Annotated in this window: 18 protein-coding genes; 8 read left to right on the forward strand and 10 right to left on the reverse strand. The window is 68.6% G+C overall.

Annotated features, from left to right (window positions below; translation table 11 throughout):
- Window positions 1-2 precede the first annotated feature (2 nt).
- Window positions 3-779, reverse strand: a complete 777-nt coding sequence (locus ASE48_RS21120; protein ID WP_082614359.1) for an ESX secretion-associated protein EspG — start codon at window positions 777-779, stop codon at window positions 3-5.
- Window positions 780-1283: 504 nt separating this feature from the next.
- On the opposite strand from ASE48_RS21120, the gene ASE48_RS21125 reads away from it, so the two are divergent.
- On the forward strand, window positions 1284-2597 hold the full coding sequence (locus ASE48_RS21125) for a MinD/ParA family ATP-binding protein (protein ID WP_082614327.1): 1314 nt from the start codon (window positions 1284-1286) through the stop codon (window positions 2595-2597).
- A gap of 7 nt (window positions 2598-2604) precedes the next feature.
- Here ASE48_RS21125 and ASE48_RS21130 read toward each other — a convergent pair whose 3' ends face one another.
- Window positions 2605-3303: a transcriptional regulator gene (locus ASE48_RS21130; RefSeq protein ID WP_156409328.1), complete on the reverse strand. Its 699-nt coding sequence runs from the start codon at window positions 3301-3303 to the stop codon at window positions 2605-2607.
- A gap of 344 nt (window positions 3304-3647) precedes the next feature.
- Here ASE48_RS21130 and ASE48_RS21135 point away from each other — a divergent pair, with 344 nt between their 5' ends.
- On the forward strand, window positions 3648-3938 hold the full coding sequence (locus ASE48_RS21135) for a WhiB family transcriptional regulator (protein WP_057169115.1): 291 nt from the start codon (window positions 3648-3650) through the stop codon (window positions 3936-3938).
- Window positions 3939-4004: 66 nt separating this feature from the next.
- Here the strand turns inward: ASE48_RS21135 and ASE48_RS21140 are convergent, their stop codons facing one another.
- Window positions 4005-4472: a hypothetical protein gene (locus ASE48_RS21140; protein WP_082614328.1), complete on the reverse strand. Its 468-nt coding sequence runs from the start codon at window positions 4470-4472 to the stop codon at window positions 4005-4007.
- Between the two features lie 270 nt (window positions 4473-4742).
- Here ASE48_RS21140 and ASE48_RS21145 point away from each other — a divergent pair, with 270 nt between their 5' ends.
- From ASE48_RS21145 to ASE48_RS21155, 3 genes are read left to right on the forward strand one after another with little or no spacing between them, the layout of a single operon-like run.
- Entirely contained in the window at window positions 4743-5699 is a 957-nt protein-coding gene (locus ASE48_RS21145) for a pirin family protein (protein ID WP_057169117.1), read from the forward strand.
- The gene (locus ASE48_RS21150; RefSeq protein ID WP_057169118.1) at window positions 5689-5982 is read left to right on the forward strand and encodes a GNAT family N-acetyltransferase; all 294 of its coding nucleotides are present in this window, start codon (window positions 5689-5691) and stop codon (window positions 5980-5982) included. The genes ASE48_RS21145 and ASE48_RS21150 overlap by 11 nt, the downstream gene beginning before the upstream one ends.
- Complete coding sequence (locus tag ASE48_RS21155; RefSeq protein ID WP_156409307.1) at window positions 5979-6773, forward strand: acyl-CoA thioesterase domain-containing protein; 795 nt, start codon at window positions 5979-5981, stop codon at window positions 6771-6773. The genes ASE48_RS21150 and ASE48_RS21155 overlap by 4 nt, the downstream gene beginning before the upstream one ends.
- On the opposite strand, the gene ASE48_RS21160 is transcribed toward ASE48_RS21155, so the two are convergent.
- The gene (locus ASE48_RS21160) at window positions 6767-7270 is read right to left on the reverse strand and encodes a pyridoxamine 5'-phosphate oxidase family protein (RefSeq protein ID WP_057169119.1); all 504 of its coding nucleotides are present in this window, start codon (window positions 7268-7270) and stop codon (window positions 6767-6769) included. The two genes, ASE48_RS21155 and ASE48_RS21160, sit on opposite strands and share 7 nt — an antisense overlap.
- 12 nt (window positions 7271-7282) lie before the next feature.
- Complete coding sequence (locus ASE48_RS21165; RefSeq protein WP_200962221.1) at window positions 7283-9523, reverse strand: molybdopterin-dependent oxidoreductase; 2241 nt, start codon at window positions 9521-9523, stop codon at window positions 7283-7285.
- 133 nt (window positions 9524-9656) lie between these two features.
- Between ASE48_RS21165 and ASE48_RS21170 the strand changes: the two genes are divergently transcribed.
- On the forward strand, window positions 9657-10181 hold the full coding sequence (locus tag ASE48_RS21170) for a TetR/AcrR family transcriptional regulator (protein WP_442928742.1): 525 nt from the start codon (window positions 9657-9659) through the stop codon (window positions 10179-10181).
- Here the strand turns inward: ASE48_RS21170 and ASE48_RS21175 are convergent.
- Window positions 10156-10824 (reverse strand): enoyl-CoA hydratase-related protein, encoded by a 669-nt coding sequence (locus ASE48_RS21175; protein WP_057169121.1) that lies wholly within the window; start codon window positions 10822-10824, stop codon window positions 10156-10158. The two genes, ASE48_RS21170 and ASE48_RS21175, sit on opposite strands and share 26 nt — an antisense overlap.
- Window positions 10821-11429, reverse strand: a complete 609-nt coding sequence (locus ASE48_RS21180; RefSeq protein ID WP_057169122.1) for a TetR/AcrR family transcriptional regulator — start codon at window positions 11427-11429, stop codon at window positions 10821-10823. The genes ASE48_RS21175 and ASE48_RS21180 overlap by 4 nt, the downstream gene beginning before the upstream one ends.
- An 80-nt stretch (window positions 11430-11509) precedes the next feature.
- Here ASE48_RS21180 and ASE48_RS21185 point away from each other — a divergent pair, with 80 nt between their 5' ends.
- A complete protein-coding gene (locus tag ASE48_RS21185) occupies window positions 11510-12448 on the forward strand; it encodes a DUF808 domain-containing protein (RefSeq protein ID WP_057169123.1) in 939 nt (312 codons plus the stop codon).
- 52 nt (window positions 12449-12500) lie between these two features.
- On the opposite strand, the gene katG is transcribed toward ASE48_RS21185, so the two are convergent.
- On the reverse strand, window positions 12501-14720 hold the full coding sequence (gene katG, locus ASE48_RS21190; RefSeq protein ID WP_057169124.1) for a catalase/peroxidase HPI: 2220 nt from the start codon (window positions 14718-14720) through the stop codon (window positions 12501-12503).
- A gap of 36 nt (window positions 14721-14756) precedes the next feature.
- Window positions 14757-15167 carry a Fur family transcriptional regulator gene (locus ASE48_RS21195; protein WP_442928751.1) on the reverse strand — a complete coding sequence of 137 codons (411 nt, stop codon included), beginning with the start codon at window positions 15165-15167 and terminating at the stop codon, window positions 14757-14759.
- A gap of 128 nt (window positions 15168-15295) precedes the next feature.
- Here ASE48_RS21195 and ASE48_RS21200 point away from each other — a divergent pair, with 128 nt between their 5' ends.
- Complete coding sequence (locus ASE48_RS21200) at window positions 15296-16480, forward strand: alpha/beta hydrolase family protein (protein ID WP_082614329.1); 1185 nt, start codon at window positions 15296-15298, stop codon at window positions 16478-16480.
- Here the strand turns inward: ASE48_RS21200 and ASE48_RS21205 are convergent.
- On the reverse strand, window positions 16477-17151 hold the full coding sequence (locus tag ASE48_RS21205) for an SIMPL domain-containing protein (RefSeq protein WP_057169126.1): 675 nt from the start codon (window positions 17149-17151) through the stop codon (window positions 16477-16479). The two genes, ASE48_RS21200 and ASE48_RS21205, sit on opposite strands and share 4 nt — an antisense overlap.
- Window positions 17152-17220 lie beyond the last annotated feature (69 nt).

A 17220-nucleotide genomic window follows, 5' to 3' on the forward strand; every position in this document is an offset into this window, starting at 1 on the left:
CCTCAGTCGCCCTCGTAGTAGAAGTCGGCGTCGGACTTGGCGTCGAACCAGGCGCCGGCGGGCAGGAACGTCATCAGTTCGTCGAGCGCGCGTTGCAGGTTGTCCGGCGTGCCGGGCAGGAAACTGCCGAACAGCTCACCGTTCACCCTTCGCGGAATCGAGACGATGCGCCCCTGTGCGGAGTCGAGCACCCCGGCCGCCACATCGGCCTGGGTGTAGGTGCCCCCGGAATGGCGTTCGGTCGCGGTGATCTCCACCCAGCTGCTCGGGTTGGCGGTCGCCTCCGCGTAGGTCCGCGCCGAGGCCGGGGCGATACCGAACTGCGCCAACTGATTCGGTGAGCGTGATTCGGCCAGCCGGCTGGACACACCGGTCATCGGCTCCACGTCGGCGGGCTCGGCGGCCCCCAGCACCGCTGTCACCATGCCGGCCAGACCGACCTGCGGGGCCACCCGTTGCAGCACCAGCAGGTCGCCGTCCCTGGCAGCGATGACATGGCGGTCACCTTTGCGGCAGACCACGAAGCGGACCATCTTGCCGCCGATGTCCCGGCGCCACCACCGGCCCTCGAGCATCCGATCCGAGCGGGACAGCGAGTCGGTCATGGCCGCCACCTCGGGATGCGGCTTGCCGTGGAGATCGAGGACACCCTGGTCGGTCAGATCTGCGGCGACCTTCTCCCACACCTTGTCCCGTAGGTCGGGCTGCGGAATGTTGGGCCGGATACCCAGGGAGGGCGGGAACTCCTCCAGGTTGAGTCGGTCCGCGATGACGAGCATGCCGTCGATGGTCACTTCGACGGCGATCACGTCGTCGTAGTGCGTGGGTTCGCCGTGCCCGGCAAAGGAACTGGACACCGGCTATGCCACCCGCATCGCAGAGCCCCGCGCAACGGGTTCACGCAGATGGATGGTGTGACGAACGTCGTGTGCCATGTTGCTCCTCCCCCTCGGTGACAATCGTCGCGTCGTTGCTGCCGGCGCGGGCCGATTCTCCGGATTTACCGTAAAGGCGGCTCGACTCACTGTCTCGTCCCCTTCGCTTCTCACACCAATTGCCGACCCGCCGCGGCGAGCCGGCTGCCGTCACCGAATCCCTTCCCCTCCATCGACCCTAACAGCGGCCGAGCACCCCCCGATGCACTAATTTTCGCTCGCCACCTGGGCCGATCCCGATTGCTTCCGGTGGTCCCGGCACGGCCGCACCCGAACCCCACGGCGCGGTGGTTGATACTGGTGCAGGCCGGTGAAAAGACTCGACAGCAGCCCAGGAGGAGGTCCGCGATGAGCGACCGCGATGACGCACTGCGCCACGAGCTGGGTTGGACCGGGCCCGTGGAGTCCGATTACGAGCCCGGCCCGGAGAAGAGCGCCAAGCCCGTGCCCGAGCCGGTGCCGACGCGCCCGCCGGTCGATTTCGTGCCGCCGGCCCAGGAGTCGAGGACACACGGCGCCGACACCGGTCCCATTCCGCCTCAGCGGCCGACGGCACCACCGGCCACCTGGCCAACGCAGGGACCGCCACCGGGACGTCCGCCAGTTCCCGGTCCACCCCCGAACCGGCCTCCGATCCCCGGCACGCCAGGACCCGGGCAGCCGTACCCGCCGCCGTCCTGGCCGCCGCCCGGCCGCGTGCCTCCGCCGCCGCCGGGCTCGTATGCCGACCGCATCCCGGTCCACGATCTGGTTCCGGTCCAGCGGGTCCCGCCCGGCCGGGGCTGGCGACGGCTGTTGTTCCAGGCCTCGTTCGGTCTGATCAATCTGGGGCCGTCCCCCGATGAACTGCGTCAGGCCGAACTGGAGGCCCGGATCCGCGGGGTGCTGCGCGGTCACTACAAGATCGGGGTTCTCGGCAAGGGTGGCGTCGGAAAGACGACCGTATCGGCCAGTGTGGGCTCGGTTTTCGCGGAACTCCGTCAGGATGACCGGGTGGTGGCCGTCGATGCCGACACCGCCTTCGGCAAGCTCGGCAGCCGGGTGGATCCCAAGGCCGTGGGTTCGTACTGGGAGCTGGCCTCGGATCAGCACCTGGAGACGTTCGCCGATATCCGTAGCCGGGTCGGCAACAACGCCGCCGGTCTGTTCGTCCTGGCCGGCGAGGGCAGCCCGGCACGCCGGCGGGTACTCGACCCGGCCATCTACCGCGAGGCCACCGCACGGCTGGACCGCTACTTCAGCATCTCGATCGTCGACTGCAGCTCCACCATGGACAGCGCCGTCACCCAAGAGGTGCTGCGCGACCTCGACGCACTGATCGTGGTCTCCTCACCGTGGGTGGACGGTGCCGCCGCGGCCGGGCAGACCATGGACTGGCTGGCCAACCGCGGGCTGACCAGCCTGTTGCGACGCACCGTGGTGGTGCTCAACGATTCCGACGGTCACGCCGACAAGCGCACCCGCGGGATCCTGGCCCAGCAGTTCTCGGGCCAGGGCCAGACGGTGGTGGAGGTGCCCTTCGACGGGAACCTGCGCCCCGGCGGCGTGATCGCCGGTACCCGGGTGATGTCGACGCAGACGCGGCGCAAGTTCCTCGAGATCGCCGCCGCGCTGGCCGCACATTTCCCGACCATCGACGACCGCAACCGGGAACGTTTCTGAACTACGCTCAGCGCCAGTCGATCTGGGTGATGAGCTGCTCGACGGCGCCGATGTCGGCGGACGACACCGGCTGATCGGCCTCGATCTGCACGATCACGTCCTCGACGACGCCGGCCGCCTGCGCGGTTTCCCCGATCGTCAGGTTGGCGCGCCGGCGCGCGGCATAGAGCCGCTGCCCCACCGTCGCTGTCGGGGCGGTCGCTGCGCGCATCGTCAGCTCGTCGATACGGGTGCGGACCGTGCTGAGTGCCCGGATGAGTTCGGGCGTCACCTGGATGCGCGCGGCGCGCGCGGCGACCGCCTCCAGCTGACGCAGATCGCCCAGGATGGCGGTGGCACGCGGGGTGAATTCGGACTCGGTGACCGGGGGCAGCGCATCGATCGTCGAGGCGAACGTGTTGGCCGCGGCGACGACCGCCTGCGCAATCAACGGGACCTCGTCGGCGGGTCCCATCGCAGGTGGCCCGGCCACGCGACGAGGTGCGGAACCCGCTGCCGGATCTCCGCGGCGGATGCGTTCGATGGCACCCGGGGGCCATTGCAGCACCGACTCCAGTTTGGCTCTGGTGGCTTGCCGCGGCCAGCTGCGGCCCTTCTCGAACGCGATGAGAGCTCCGGCGTTGATCACGCCGTCGGCGGCCAGACTGCGCTGGCTGACGTTGAGCTCGCGGCGACGCGCTGCTGCGGCAGCTCCCGCGCGCACCATGCCGGGGTCGTCACCGGGTTCGGCTTCGACCACGCGTACGTCCCTCCTGGAGGCCGGTTGTGATCCGCTGATGCTAGCCAAACCTAGAGCAGTGCTATGGCTTGGGGTGGCATTTCCGCGTATTCGCTTCAGTTTCGACCGGTCATCGCCGCCGAGAAACCGTAGCGTCCAAGGCCCCGCATTTCCCGATAAACCCGAGTTCAAGGGCGCTTACAAGCCCTCGGCGCAGCGCCGACCAGGCCGCAGCGCCCCGATTCACTCCTTCAAACTGTTGCAACGCTACGGTTTGTGTTCTACATTCGTCTGCAACGCGGCAGTTGAGCCGCCGCACAAGGAGACACACCATGAATGCACTGGGCATGGACGGACTGCCGGTCGGCGAATGCACCCGCAATCCCGACCTCTGGACCAACACCGAAGACGAGCAGGCCAAGGCGATCTGCCGGATGTGCCCGCGGCGTTGGGCGTGCGCACGGGAAGCCTGCGAACTGCCCCGCGCCGAAGGAATCTGGGCGGGTATCGCCGTTCCCGAATCCGGCCGCGGCCGCACCTTCGCGCTGCGCCAGCTGCGCTCACTCGCCGAACGCAACGGGTATCCGGTGCGGATGCGCAGGCTCTTCCTGGAGTCCGCCTAGACCTGCCGCTCCCGCTGCCGTTTTGAGGGGCCGGCAGCGGGAGTGGCGCCCCGGCGAAGGCGCGGATCAGACCTTGGCGATGAAATCCGAGGTGTAGACCTCGGCGGGCTGCTGCGAGAACGGGGAGGGACGCTCCACCGATGCCCAGACGCCGGTGGTGCCGGAGTCGATAGGGGTGGTGACGGTGACGTACGCGGCGCCCGCGCCGTCGGTGCGCACCCGAACAGGGGCTACGCCACAATCCGCCGAACCGCGGGGCATCTGGAAGACCTTGACGTAGTAGTCGGTGTTGGGCAGCGCCGTCTGCAGCTGCACGTCGATCGCGACCGAATCGGCGGTGGCCGGATGCACGTAGGCGACTGCGCGGGCGTAGCCGGTCCGCCAGGTGTGCTCCGAAACGCTGAAGTCGCAGGCCCGCACGATGCTGGTCATCGGCATCGCCGCGGCGCCGGCCGGCGCCGCTACCGCCACGCCGGCACTGGCCGAGAACGCCACCAACGCCGCAAGCAGCACTTTTGCGCCCCGACGCGCCATTTCGCCAACCCTTCAGAAGTTACTCGCCAGTAAAACCTTAGCTTCTCCGGCGTCAATTTTGACGGCCGTCGAGGGTGATCGTGGTCACCGTGGGTGGTGCGGAATAGTCGCGGCCCGGCGCGGGTTGAACACTCCGACGGTGCCGGTCATGCCCCGGGTACCACTTAGAAAACCGTCGCTTCGTGCGACCACTTGCCGAGAGGCGCCATGCCGGCACCGTCCCCCAACTTTTCCCGGCAGCACTGCGAGCGCGAGGCTAAGGTTGAGCCGGTGAGCAACGTCGATCCCGAGCCCGACGAAGTCGATTGTCGCGCATCGCGATTCACCGGCGTACTGCAAGCACGCGAAGTCCCGCTCGGCGGGCCACGGGCCATGCTGGTCCGCCGCACCCTGCCCGCGAAACAGCGCTCCATGATCGGTGCGTGGTGCTTCGCCGACCACTATGGTCCCCATGACGTCCGGTCCTCGGCGGGTATGGATGTGCCGCCCCACCCGCACACCGGATTACAGACGGTGAGTTGGCTTTTCGAGGGTGAGATCGAGCACCGGGACAGCGCAGGCGTGCACGCCATGGTGCGACCCGGTGAACTCAACCTGATGACGGCCGGCGCCGGCATCTGCCATTCGGAAGTCTCCACCCCGGCCGCCGCCATCCTGCACGGCGTGCAACTGTGGGTCGCATTGCCGGACTCCGACCGCGACACCGGCCGCGACTTCGCCCACCATGTGCCCGAGGCCACCACCGTGCACGGAGCGACCCTGCGAGTCTTCCTCGGCGAACTGGCCGGCAGTCGTTCACCGGTGCACACCTTCACACCCTTACTCGGCGCGCAGCTCGATATCGACCCGCGCGCGACCGTGACCCTGGACGTGGATCCCGGTTTCGAGCACGGCGTGCTGCTCGACGACGGTGACGTCGACGTCGGCGGCACCGTCCTGCAACGCGCGGATCTCGCCTATCAGTCCCCCGGCTGGGATCGCTTGGAGATCATCAACCGCGGAGACGCGCCGGCCCGGCTGATCCTGCTGGGCGGCCCGCCGTTCGGCGAGGCCCTGCTCATGTGGTGGAACTTCGTCGGCCGCAGCCACGATGAGATCGTCGCCTACCGGCAGGCCTGGCAGGACGGTGCCGACAGATTCGGTGCGGTCACCGGATACCAAGGTGCCGTCCCCCGACTTCCCGCTCCGGCAATGCCCGGCACTAGGCTCAAACCTCGTGTCCGCTGACCACACCGACAGCACCGGCGCGCAGGCCATCGTCGCCGCCGGTGACAACCAGTTCACCATCTCGGTCGACGGTCGACAGGTCGGGCTGATCGACTTCTACGATCGGGACGGCGTGCGCACGTTCACCCACACCGAGGTCGATCCCGCGTTCGGCGGACGCGGCCTGGCCACCATCCTGGTCGCCGAGGCGCTACAGGCCGCCCGTGCCGCCGATCTGCGCATCGCGTCGCACTGCTCGATGGTGACGCAGTACATCGGCAAGCACCCCGAGTACCAGGGGTGAGCGCGCTGCCGACGGCGTATTACCTCGCCGACGGTGACGCCTTCGTCCCCACCAGTATCGCCAAGGGTCCGTGGGGCGAGACCATCAGCGGAAACGTCCTGGGTGGGCTGCTGGGATTCGTCCTGGATCGGGACTTCGGCGATCCGGAGCTACAGCCGGCCCGACTGACCGTCGATCTGTTCCGGCCCGCCGCGCTGGCCCCGCTGACTATTCGCGCCGAGGCCATCCGGGCCGGGCGGCGAATCAAAGTCGTTGATGCCCAAGCACTTCAAAGCGGCGAGGTGGTGGCGCGTGCCAGCATGGTGCTGCTGCGTCGCGGACCCGCATCGCCGACGGGCGTCTGGACCACCCCGATCGACATCCCTGCCGCACCCGGACCGGACCACCCGCTCAGCGATGCGTCGATGCAGTTGGTGGCGCACGGCGCCGGCACCAGTTCCGATCTGAGCGCCTGGCGGCACATCGGACCCAAACACATCTGGGTGCACAACGTCACGCCGCTGGTCGACGAGCAGCCCATGACACCGTTCACCCGCGCCGCGATGGCCGGCGATGTGGTCAGCTCGCTGACCCACTTCGGGCCGGACGGGCTGCTCTACATCAATGCCGACTACACGCTGACCCTGAGCCGGTTACCCGAGAGCCCGGAGATCGGGCTGAGCGCGCTGACGCACTACAGCCATGCGGGTGTCGCCACCGGGACGGCGACGCTGTTCGACCGGCTCGGCCCGATCGGCAGCGGCATCGCCACCGCGCTGCTCAGCCCCGGCTTCGCGCCGCCGGATCACTGACCGAGATACTGGGCGGTGCTGCCGCCGAGCGGTACGGCGGGCATGCCCAGCTTGCGGTGGTCCCAGCTGCGCCGCCGCGACTCCACCACCCGGACACTCACCCGGTTGTTCATCATCTGCTCGACAAAGGGTTTCATCTCTTCGGTGTAGGGGCCCGTGTAGCGCTCCCACACACTGATGCCGACCCGAAGATTGGTCTCGGGGTCATCGACGATCTCCGCGGTGCCGTCGATGGACACGCCGCGCAGGGTGTCATACGTGTGGCCGTCCTCGATCATCACGGTGATGGTCGGATCGCGGCGCAGGTTCACCGCCTTCTGCGATTTGGCCTTGGTCTCGAACCAGATCTCACCGTCGAGGACGGCGTACCACATGGCCACCAGATGGGGCCGGCCGTTGGGCAGCACCGTCGCCATGGTGGCGGTGCGGCTGCGGTCGATGAACTCGGTGATCTCGTCATCGGCCATCACGATCTTGGCGCGCTGATTGGTTCCCATGATCAATCCTTATCAGGCTGTCGACGCACTGACCGTCACCGGGATGCCATTGAGCGCCCCGTTGCCCGACGGCTCGTCCAGGAAGGTGGGCGGGGACAAGATGTTGGTGTTCACCCCGGGTGAGGTGTTGGCCACCGCCATCCTGGTGCCCGGCTGCCCGTGCCCCCAGCCGTGCGGCATCGACACCACGCCCTCCCGGATGGCCTCGGTCACCTCCACCGGCACCTCGAGGGCCCCGGCCGAGGACGCCACCCGTACCAGTGCGCCGTCGGTGATGCCGTGCCGGCCGGCGTCGGCCGGGTGCATGAGCAGGGTGCACCGGTCGCGGCCCTTCATCAGCGGCCCGACGTTGTGCAGCCAGGAGTTGTTGGAGCGCAGATGCCGCCGGCTGACCAGCACCAGTTCCTCGGGGTCACGGTCCAGCCGGGACGCCAGCCGCGGTAGGTCGTCGAGCAGATACTGCGGCGCCAGACGGACTTTGGCGTCGGAGGTGCCCAGTACGTCGGGCAGTCGCGGCTGCATCGGGCCGAAGTTGATGCCGTTGGGTTCGGCCTTGAGCGTGTCGAGGGTCAGCCCGTCGGGCCGCTCACCGTAGCGGTCGCCGAACGGGCCGGTCCGCAGCGTCAGGTCGAGGACCCGTTCCGGCCCGCCGTGCGTGTAGTGGCTGCGGATGGCCGCGCCGTCGAATCCCTGGGTGAAGGCCATGTAGTCGAAGAAGCCGTCGTCGATGGCGGCGACGTCGACGTCCTCGGCGGGAGTGCCGGTACACAGGCCGGTCAGCCGGATCAGGATCTCCCATTCCTCGGGCCGGTCCGGGTCCTCGGGCACGAACACCGGCGCCGAATAGTTGGCGATGCTGTTGACCGCGAACTGCAGGATCAGATCGTCATGGTGCGGCTGCTCCAGCGGGGAGAGCCCGGGCAGGATGACATCGGCGTGCCGCGTGGTTTCGTTGAGCCACAGGTCAACCGAGATCATCGCGTCCAGGCCCGGTAGCGCCGCATCGAGGCGGTGCCCACCCGGCGTGGACAGCACCGGGTTACCGGCCACCGTGATGAGCGCCCTGATCTGGCCCTCCCCCGGTGTGGCGATCTCCTCGGCCAGACACGACACCGGCACCTGCCCCAGCACTTCCTTCGCGCCGCGCACCCGGGTGCGGAAACGCCCGAACTCGGGCATCCCGTCCTCGAGGCCGGGCAGCGGCTGAGTGGTGATGGACCAGGCGGTCGGTTGCGGGAACATCAGGCCGCCGCGGGTGTCGAAATGCCCGGTGAGGATGTTGACGACATCGACCAGCCAGCTGGCCAGACTGCCGAACTCCTGATTGCACAACCCGATCCGGCCGTACACCACGGCGCGCGGGGTGGCGGCGAGCTCGCGCGCCAGGCCCCGGATACGGTCCGCAGAGATTCCGGTGAACGCCGCCACCCGCTCAGGGGTCCAGTCCGCGGCGACCTGCGCCATGGTGGCGAGTCCGTCCACGTGGGGGGCGGCAGAACCGAGGTCGACGAGGTTCTCGGCGAAAAAGGTGTGCACGACGGCAAGCAGGAACGCCGCATCGGTGCCGGGCCGGATTGCCAGCCATTCGTCGGCGCGGGCCGCGGTCATGGTGCGCACCGGGTCGATGACGATCACCTTGCCGCGCTCACGGATACCGTCGATGATTCCCATGACGTCCGGGGCGGCCATCAACGATCCCTGCGAGGCAGCGGGATTGGCGCCCATCACCACGAACAGGTCGGTGTGCTGGATATCGGGCACCGGCACCGACCACCACCCGCCGTACATCAGGTGCGAGGTCAGGTTCTTCGGCCATTGGTCGACGGTGCCCGGCGAATAGGTCAGCGGGATACCGGACATGCCCAGCAGGATGCCCGCGTAGCGGGCCAGCGAGAACGAATGCGCCAGCGGGTTACCGGTATAGGCGGTGACCGCCCCGATGCCGTGTTCGGCGATGACCGGCGCCAGCAGTTCGGTGCACCGCCGGAACGCCACCTCCCAGCTGACCTCCTGCCACTGGCCGTCCACCTTGATCATCGGTCGCCGGATACGGTCCGGGTCCTCGTGCACGGCGCCGAGGGTGGCGCCCTTCGGGCAGATGTGTCCGTGGCTCCAGGTGTCGTCCGGGTTGCCGCGGATCCCGGCGACCTTGCCCTCTGCGACGTGAATGTCCAAGCCGCACATGGCTTCACACAGCGGACAGGTGTAGAGGTGATGGCCGTCGGCACCGACGGGGGCCAGATCGAGATTCATGGTGGGCCTCACTCATCCGGGTTTGTTGTGACAGACTGTATCGACAAATCCGGGTGGGGAGGCCGAAATCAGCGAGACAGCGTCGCGGCACCGCAGGCAGGGCTCACGCCGCGACCCGGCCATCGATACCGCGGTGCTGGCCGCGGCCCGCACCCTGCTGGTCGAGCGCGGCTACGCCGCCACCACCATCGACCTGATCGCGTCGACGGCCGGGGTGAGCAGGCCCGCGGTGTACCGGCGCTGGCGCTCGAAGGCCGCGCTGGTGCACGAGGCGGTCTTCCCCGATCTGGGCCCGGACACGCCCGAGGACGATCTCGTCGCCGAGATCACCCGGTTGTGCCGCGGCGCGATCCGGATGTACGCCGATCCGGCGGTGCGGGAATCGATTCCGGGCCTGCTCGCCGATCTACGCGCCGACCGTTCCATGCGCCGGGTGATCAGTGACCGGCTGGAGGCGACCGCACGGCACGACCTGTCCGATCGGGTGTCCGCGGCGGTGGCGAACGGGGCGGCCCGCCAGGTCGACGCCGACACCGTGATGGACGTGATCGCCGGTGGCGCCTGGTACGCGGTGTGCGTGCGGCGGGTCGCCGATGCCGACGCCGCAGCCGGTCAGTTGTCCGACCTGGTACTCAACGGGGTGCTGCGGCGGCCGTGAGTGTCTCGGCGGCCGGGCCGAACATCGTCGTCTTGATCGCCCCGAGGGTGCCCGGGTCCTTTCCGGCCAAGGGCCGCAACAGATCCAGCGCGGCGGTGGTGATCGCTCCCTCGTCGGCGACGGCGTCCACGATCCCGTAGGCCTTGGCGTCCGGCGCGCCGAACCGGCGGGCGGTGGTCATCGAGGCGACGGCCGCCTGCGGTGTCAGCTTCGCCTGGATCAGTGCGGCCATGCCGGGAGTGAAGGGAATCCGGATGTCGGCCTCGGGGAAACAGAAGTATCCGCGGTCGGTCCGCATCACCCGGAAGTCGTGGGCGGTGGCGAGCATCGCCCCGGCGCCGAAGGCGTGCCCGACGATGGCGGCGACCGTGGGGATGGGAAGCGTGAGCACGCGCGCCAGCAGCGTCTGCACCTGCCCGACGTACCACTGGGTCTGCTCGCCGTGGGCGGCCAGCCAGTCCAGGTCCAGTCCGTTGGTGTAGAACTTGCCGGTCGCCGTGGTGACCAGGCCGGTTGCCCCGTCGGCCAGCACCTGATCGAGCAGTGCGTGCACGGTCTCCAGGAAGTCGGGGGTGAAGCGGTTCTCGTCGTCGCCGAGGGTCAGGACGGCGATACCGTCCACCTGGTCCAGGGTTGGTGTCATCGGTGTTTTTCCTTTCGTGGTGCGGGTCCGGTCGCGAGCACCGCACGCACCGCAGCACCCAGCTGCGCGCGTGCGGTCGGGTCGTGCAGCCGGTCGCGGCTGAGCAGGAGGGCGGTCGGCAGATCGACGATGCAGGCGGTGATGGTGTCGACCGCGGCGGCGTCGCGGCGGTCCCACAGCTGCTCGGCGAGTTCGATCATCACCGTCACCAGCAGGGCGTCCAGTCCGAGCAGCTCGGCGGCGAGCTGCTCGGACAGTTCGGGTCCGAGGATCTCCTCCCGCCGCACCGTGAGAACCAGCCGCGCCGATTCGGGGTGGTGTTCGGCGAAAGCACCGGGTGCCTGAGCGGCGGCCACCACGGCCTCGACGCCGGCGGCGCTGCCGACAGCTGCGCGCTGCCTGGCCAGGAACCGGGTTCCTGCCCGTAGCCAGGCGCGACCCATCAGCTCCGAGCGTGACGAGAAATTATGGTAGAGCGCGCCATTGGACACCCCGGCGGCCGTGGCCACGGCTCGCACCGTCACCGCCGCGGGACCCTGGGCGGCCACCAGGGACTCCACCGCGTCGAGCACGGTGTCCAGGTCGTACACGCGGGGGCGGGGCACCGCACGACCGTAACAGAGCAAGTGCTCTGTTACAACGAGCGGGTACGCACAGCTGTCCTGTACCGGCTAGCCTTCGGTACATGAGCGCAGGACTGTTCGCACTCCTCGATGATGTTGCCGTCCTGGCCCGCCTGGCCGCCGCGTCGATCGACGACATCGGCGCCGCGGCGGGCAAGGCCACGGTCAAGGCCGCCGGAGTGGTGATCGACGACACCGCCGTGACACCGCAATATGTGCAGGGCATCAGCGCCTCCCGCGAGCTGCCGATGATCAAGCGCATTGCCATTGGATCGCTGCGCAACAAGCTGGTGTTCATCCTCCCGGCGGCGCTGCTGCTCAGCATCTTCGCGCCGTGGGCGCTGCCCTATCTGCTGATGGCGGGTGCGACGTTCCTCTGCTTCGAGGGCGCCGAGAAGGTGTGGGGTTGGATTTCCGGTCACGACGCCCACGCCACACCCGTGGCGGTGGCCGGTGAGGACGCCGAGAAGACGATGACCTCGGGTGCCATCCGCACCGACTTCATCCTGTCCGCCGAGATCATGGTCATCGCGCTCAACGAGGTGGCCGACCAGACGTTCTGGCTGCGCCTGGCCAGCCTGATCGTCGTCGCCATCGTGATCACGGCGGCGGTGTACGGCGTCGTCGCGCTGATCGTGAAGATGGACGACGCCGGCCTGGCGCTCGCGCAGCGGTCCTCGGCGTTCGCCCAGAAGCTGGGCCGCGGCCTGGTCGCCGCGATGCCCAAGGTGCTCTCGGCGCTGTCGATCATCGGCACCGTCGCGATGCTGTGGGTCGGCGGGCACATCCTGCTCGCGCAGAGCTACGAGGCCGGTCTGCGGCCGCCGTACGACCTGGTGCACGACGCCGAACACTGGGTGTCGCACGCCGTGGGCGTCGCCGAGGGCGGGGTGGGCTGGCTGGTCAACACCGGGATCTCGGCGGTCGTCGGTCTGGTGATCGGCGCCATCGTCGCAGCGATCGTGCACGTGCTCCCGTTCGGCAAGGAAAAAGCCCACTAACCACATCCAGGCCGGCCCCCCGAAGGGAACCGGCCTGGAATGAGGGCTGCAGTTAGTTCAGATCGAATCGGTCGGCGTCGGCCAGCTTGGCCCACACGGCGATGAAGTCCTTGACGAACTTCTCCTCCGAACCATTCTCGGCGTACACCTCGGCCCACGCCCGCAGCTGCGAGTTGGAGCCGAACACCAGATCGTTGCGGGTACCGGTGTACTTCTGCGTGCCGGTGGCCCGCTCGGTGCCGACGTAGGTGCCGTCGTCGGCCGAAGAGGGCTCCCACTTGATGCCCTGATCGAGCAGGTTGACGAAGAAGTCGTTCGTCAACGCGCCCGGCTTGGCGGTGAACACGCCGTGCTGGGAACCACCGAAGTTGGTGTCCAGCACCCGCAGGCCACCCACGAGCGCGGTGAGCTCCGGGCCCGAGACGTCGAGCAGGTTGGCACGGTCGATCAGGTAGTACTCCGCGGGCAGACGCAGACCCTTGCCCAGGAAGTTACGGAAGCCGTCGACCTTGGGCTCCAGGTAGGAGAACGACTCGACGTCGGTCTGCTCCTGGGTGGCGTCGCCGCGGCCGGAGGTGAACGGCACCGTCACGTCGTGACCGGCGGCCTTGGCCGCGGTCTCGACACCGACGTTGCCGGCCAGCACGACCAGGTCGGCGAAGGACACGTCGACGCCGGCCGAGGCCTGGATGTCCTCGAGCTTGGCGATCACCTGAGCCAGCTCGTCGGGCTCGTTGACCTCCCAGCCCAGCTGCGGCTGCAGACGCAGACGGCCACCGTTGGCACCGCCGCGCTTGTCGCTCTCACGGAAGGTCGAGATGGCCTTCCACGCGGTCGAAACCAGCTGCGAGACAGTCAGACCCGAAGCGGAGATGGCGCTCTTGAGCGTCGCCACGTCGGCGTCGGACAGCGTCTTGCCCGCCGGGATCAGGTCCTGCCAGAGCCAGGTGTCCTTGGGCACCTCGGGTCCGAGGTAACGCGCCACCGGGCCCAGGTCGCGGTGCAGCAACTTGAACCAGGCCTTGGCGAACTCCTGCGCCAGCTCCTCGGGATGATCCAGCCAGCGGCGGGTGATCTTCTCGTAGGACGGGTCGACGCGCAGCGCCAGATCGGAGGTCAGCATGGACGGGTGGGTGCGGCCCTTGAGGTCCGCGGTCGGCACCGAGTTCGCCCAGCCGCCGTCCTTGGGACGCCACTGGTTGGCCCCGGCCGGGCTCTTGAACAGCTCCCACTCGTTGCCGTACAGGATCTCCAGGAAGCTGTTGTCCCACTTGGTCGGCGTGTGGGTCCAGATGACCTCCAGGCCACTGCTGACGGCGTCCATGCCGACGCCGGTGCCCTGCGGGTTGTGCCAGCCCAGACCCTGCAGTTCCAGGGGTGCCGCCTCGGGCTCGGGCCCGACGAGCTCGGCGTCACCGTTGCCGTGGGTCTTGCCGAAGGTGTGGCCGCCGACGATCAGTGCCGCGGTCTCGATATCGTTCATCGCCATCCGGCCGAACGTGTCGCGGATGTCTGCCGCCGAGGACAGCGGATCCGAATTGCCGCCCGGGCCTTCGGGGTTCACGTAGATCAGGCCCATCTGGACCGCGGCCAGCGGGTTCTCCAGATCGCGCTCACCGGTGTAGCGCTTGTCGTCGAGCCATTCCAGCTCGGGGCCCCAGTAGACGTCCTCCTCCGGCTCCCAGCGGTCCTCGCGACCGAACGCGAAACCGGCGGTTCGGAAGCCCATGTCCTCCAGCGCGACGTTGCCTGCGTAGACCAGCAGGTCGGCCCAGGAGAGGTTCTTGCCGTACTTCTGCTTGACCGGCCACAGCAGGCGGCGGGCCTTGTCCAGGCTGACGTTGTCGGGCCAGCTGTTCAGCGGGGCGAAACGCTGCATACCGGTGCCGCCACCGCCACGTCCGTCCTGCACGCGGTAGGTGCCGGCGGCGTGCCAGGTCATGCGGATGAAGAACGGGCCGTAATGGCCGAAGTCGGAGGGCCACCATTCCTGCGAGGTGTGCATCACGTCGATGATGTCGGCGCGCACCGCGTCGACGTCCAGCGACTGCACCGCGGTGGCGTAATCGAAGTCCGCGCCCAGCGGGTTGATCACGTCGGGGTTCTTCTGCAGGATCTTCAGGTTGAGTTGGTCGGGCCACCAGTCACGGTTGCTGCCACCGGCCACCGGCGGCTTGACCTTGCCGAAACCGGCCGGGCAGCCACCCTCGGTCTGATCGGTCTGAGCCTCGCCGATCGGCGGGCTGTCTTCGATGGGTCGATCCTCAGGCACTGTGTAGATCCTCTCCGGGGCTGTCGGACTGGTTGGTTACTTCGAAACGCTCTGTGCGGTGATGCAATCGGGGCACAGGCCCCAGTAGATGACCTCGGCCTCATCGATGGCGAACCCGAGATCATCGGAGGCGGTCAGGCAGGGGGCTTCCCCGACCGCGCAGTCGACGTCGGCGATGACCCCACACGTTCGGCACACGACGTGATGGTGGTTGTCCCCGACACGTGACTCATAGCGCGCCACGGAACCGGACGGTTGGATGCGGCGCACCAGGCCGGCGGCAGTCAGCGCGTTGAGCGAGTCATAGACGGTCTGGTGCGACACCTCGGGCAATTCCGCGCGTACCGCGCGAATGACCGAGTCCGTATCGGCGTGCGGATGCCGGGAAACGGCGCCGAGCACCGCCACCCGGGGACGGGTCACGCGCAGCGAGGCTCCCCGCAGCATCTGCTGAAAGTCCGCTGTCGTGTCCACGCTGCGAGTCTGTCCCGTTTTCTGGAATTAGTCAAGATTAAGCTCGGGGTGAGTCTGAGTCCCGCGAGGAGGACCGCGGGCCGCCGCTTAGGGTGTCGGGCATGGCCGGTCTGCGACGCGCGCTGCGCGCCACTCTGTTGCTCGCCCTTGCAGTCGTCCTCACAGTGCCCGGCGTTGCGCACGCCGCGGCGCCGAACTGGTCCGGGCTGGACGCCCGCCACTACGCGGGCCCCATCCCGGCGCCCGGCAACCTCATCGAAAGCGTCCCGCTGGCACCGGAACTGTCCGTCGCCGGCGCCGGCGCCGGCTACCGGATCCTGTACTCCACCACCGACCAGCACGATGCCCCCGCGGTGAGCACCGCCGCGGTGTTCCTCCCGCGCACGCCGGCACCGCCGGGCGGCTACCCGGTGATCGCCTGGGCGCACGGCACCGTCGGTCTGGGCGACGACTGCACCCCGTCGGCGCTACCCCGCATCCCGCGCGACGACGAATACCTGTCGCACTGGCTGAACCAGGGATACGTCATCGTCGCCAGCGACTACGCCGGGCTCGGCACCCCGGGTCTGATGAGCTACCTCAACAGCGTCACCACCGCCCACGGCGTCATCGACTCGGTGATCGCCGCCCACCGGATGGACATCGCGCTGTCCCCGAAGTGGGCCATCGTCGGCCAGTCCCAGGGCGGTGGCGCAGCCGTCGCCAGTGCCCGCTGGGCCACCGAATTCAGCGCGGGCAGTGGGCTGGACTACCGCGGCGTGGTCGCCACCGGCACCCCGGCGAACATCCAGAAGTTCGTCGCCCAGGCCGGACCCGATCTCCAACTGCCCGAGCTCGGGCCGGTGGCCAACGCCTATACGGCCTACATCATCGCCGCACTGCGCGAGGCGCGGCCCGATCTGGACGTCAACAGTGTCTTGTCCCCGGCGGGCCTGAACGCCGCCGCCCGCGCCGAGACGGTGTGCGTGCATCCGCTCACCGACGAACTGGCACAACTGCGCCCGGCCGACATGTTCTCGGCACCGCTGCTCTCGATCCCCGGGATCGAGGACGCGCTGCACGATTTCATGGGCACGCCGGTCTCGGGATACGACCGGCCGATCTTCCTCGGGGTGGGTCTGCTGGACCGGGACGTCCCGCCGGCGTCCACCTTGGCGTTCTACGACCAGCTGGTGGCCAACAACCAGAATGTCGAACTGCGCATCTACCCGGAGGAAGACCACAGCGGGACGGTGCTGGCCTCGCTGGTCGATTCGACCCCGTTCCTGCACAACGCCTTCGGCTAGGGTCCGCCGGCGAGAAACCGGGCGTCGACCGTCGCGGCCACCTCGATGTCCTCGGGGAGCAGTTCGACATCGCCGCCGCCGGCCGGACTTGCCGCTGCCCGCAGGAAGGTACCGCTGTGGCCGCCTTCTGGATGCGATTGCGCAGCAAGCATTCCGGCGTCGGCGATCGCCACCGGCCGCACCGTATCGAGCTCGAGGGCGTCCGCGTACTGCTGGGCCCGGGCCACGGCATCACGCACGGCGCGGGTACGGGCATCGGCGAACAAGGCGTCGCGGCGGGCGGCGGTGAGCGCCCAGACCACCTGGGCCACCCGGAATCCGCCGGTGCCGGAAACATGTTCACCGACCCACCGCGACAGTGCCTCGAAGTCACGAAACTTCACGTCGATGTCGACCCCGGCGTGGTGCACCATCGGCAACTGCTTGCCGTCCTTGTGCCACGGCCGCTGTGACCAGGTGCGCAACTGGCCGGCCGACCACCAGGTGACCGGTGCCGGATCGAGGGCCTGCAGCCGGGTGACCGAGGCTTTCACCGCGGCGAGATCGTGGGCCACCCGGTCATACACCGTTCCCATGTCCGCGCCCTCGTAGGTGATCGACGCCCGCACGGTCCCCCGCTCGGGCGGCTGGAAGGCGGAAAACGACCCGCGCACGGTGATCTCGGTTGCCATGGGATCGAGCCTAACCACCCTCAGACGCCGAACGGGCAGGTCCGACCGTCACCGATCGAACCTGCCCGC

It is taken from the genome of Mycobacterium sp. Root265, assembly GCF_001428895.1.
In the GTDB taxonomy this organism is placed as follows: Bacteria; Actinomycetota; Actinomycetes; order Mycobacteriales; family Mycobacteriaceae; genus Mycobacterium.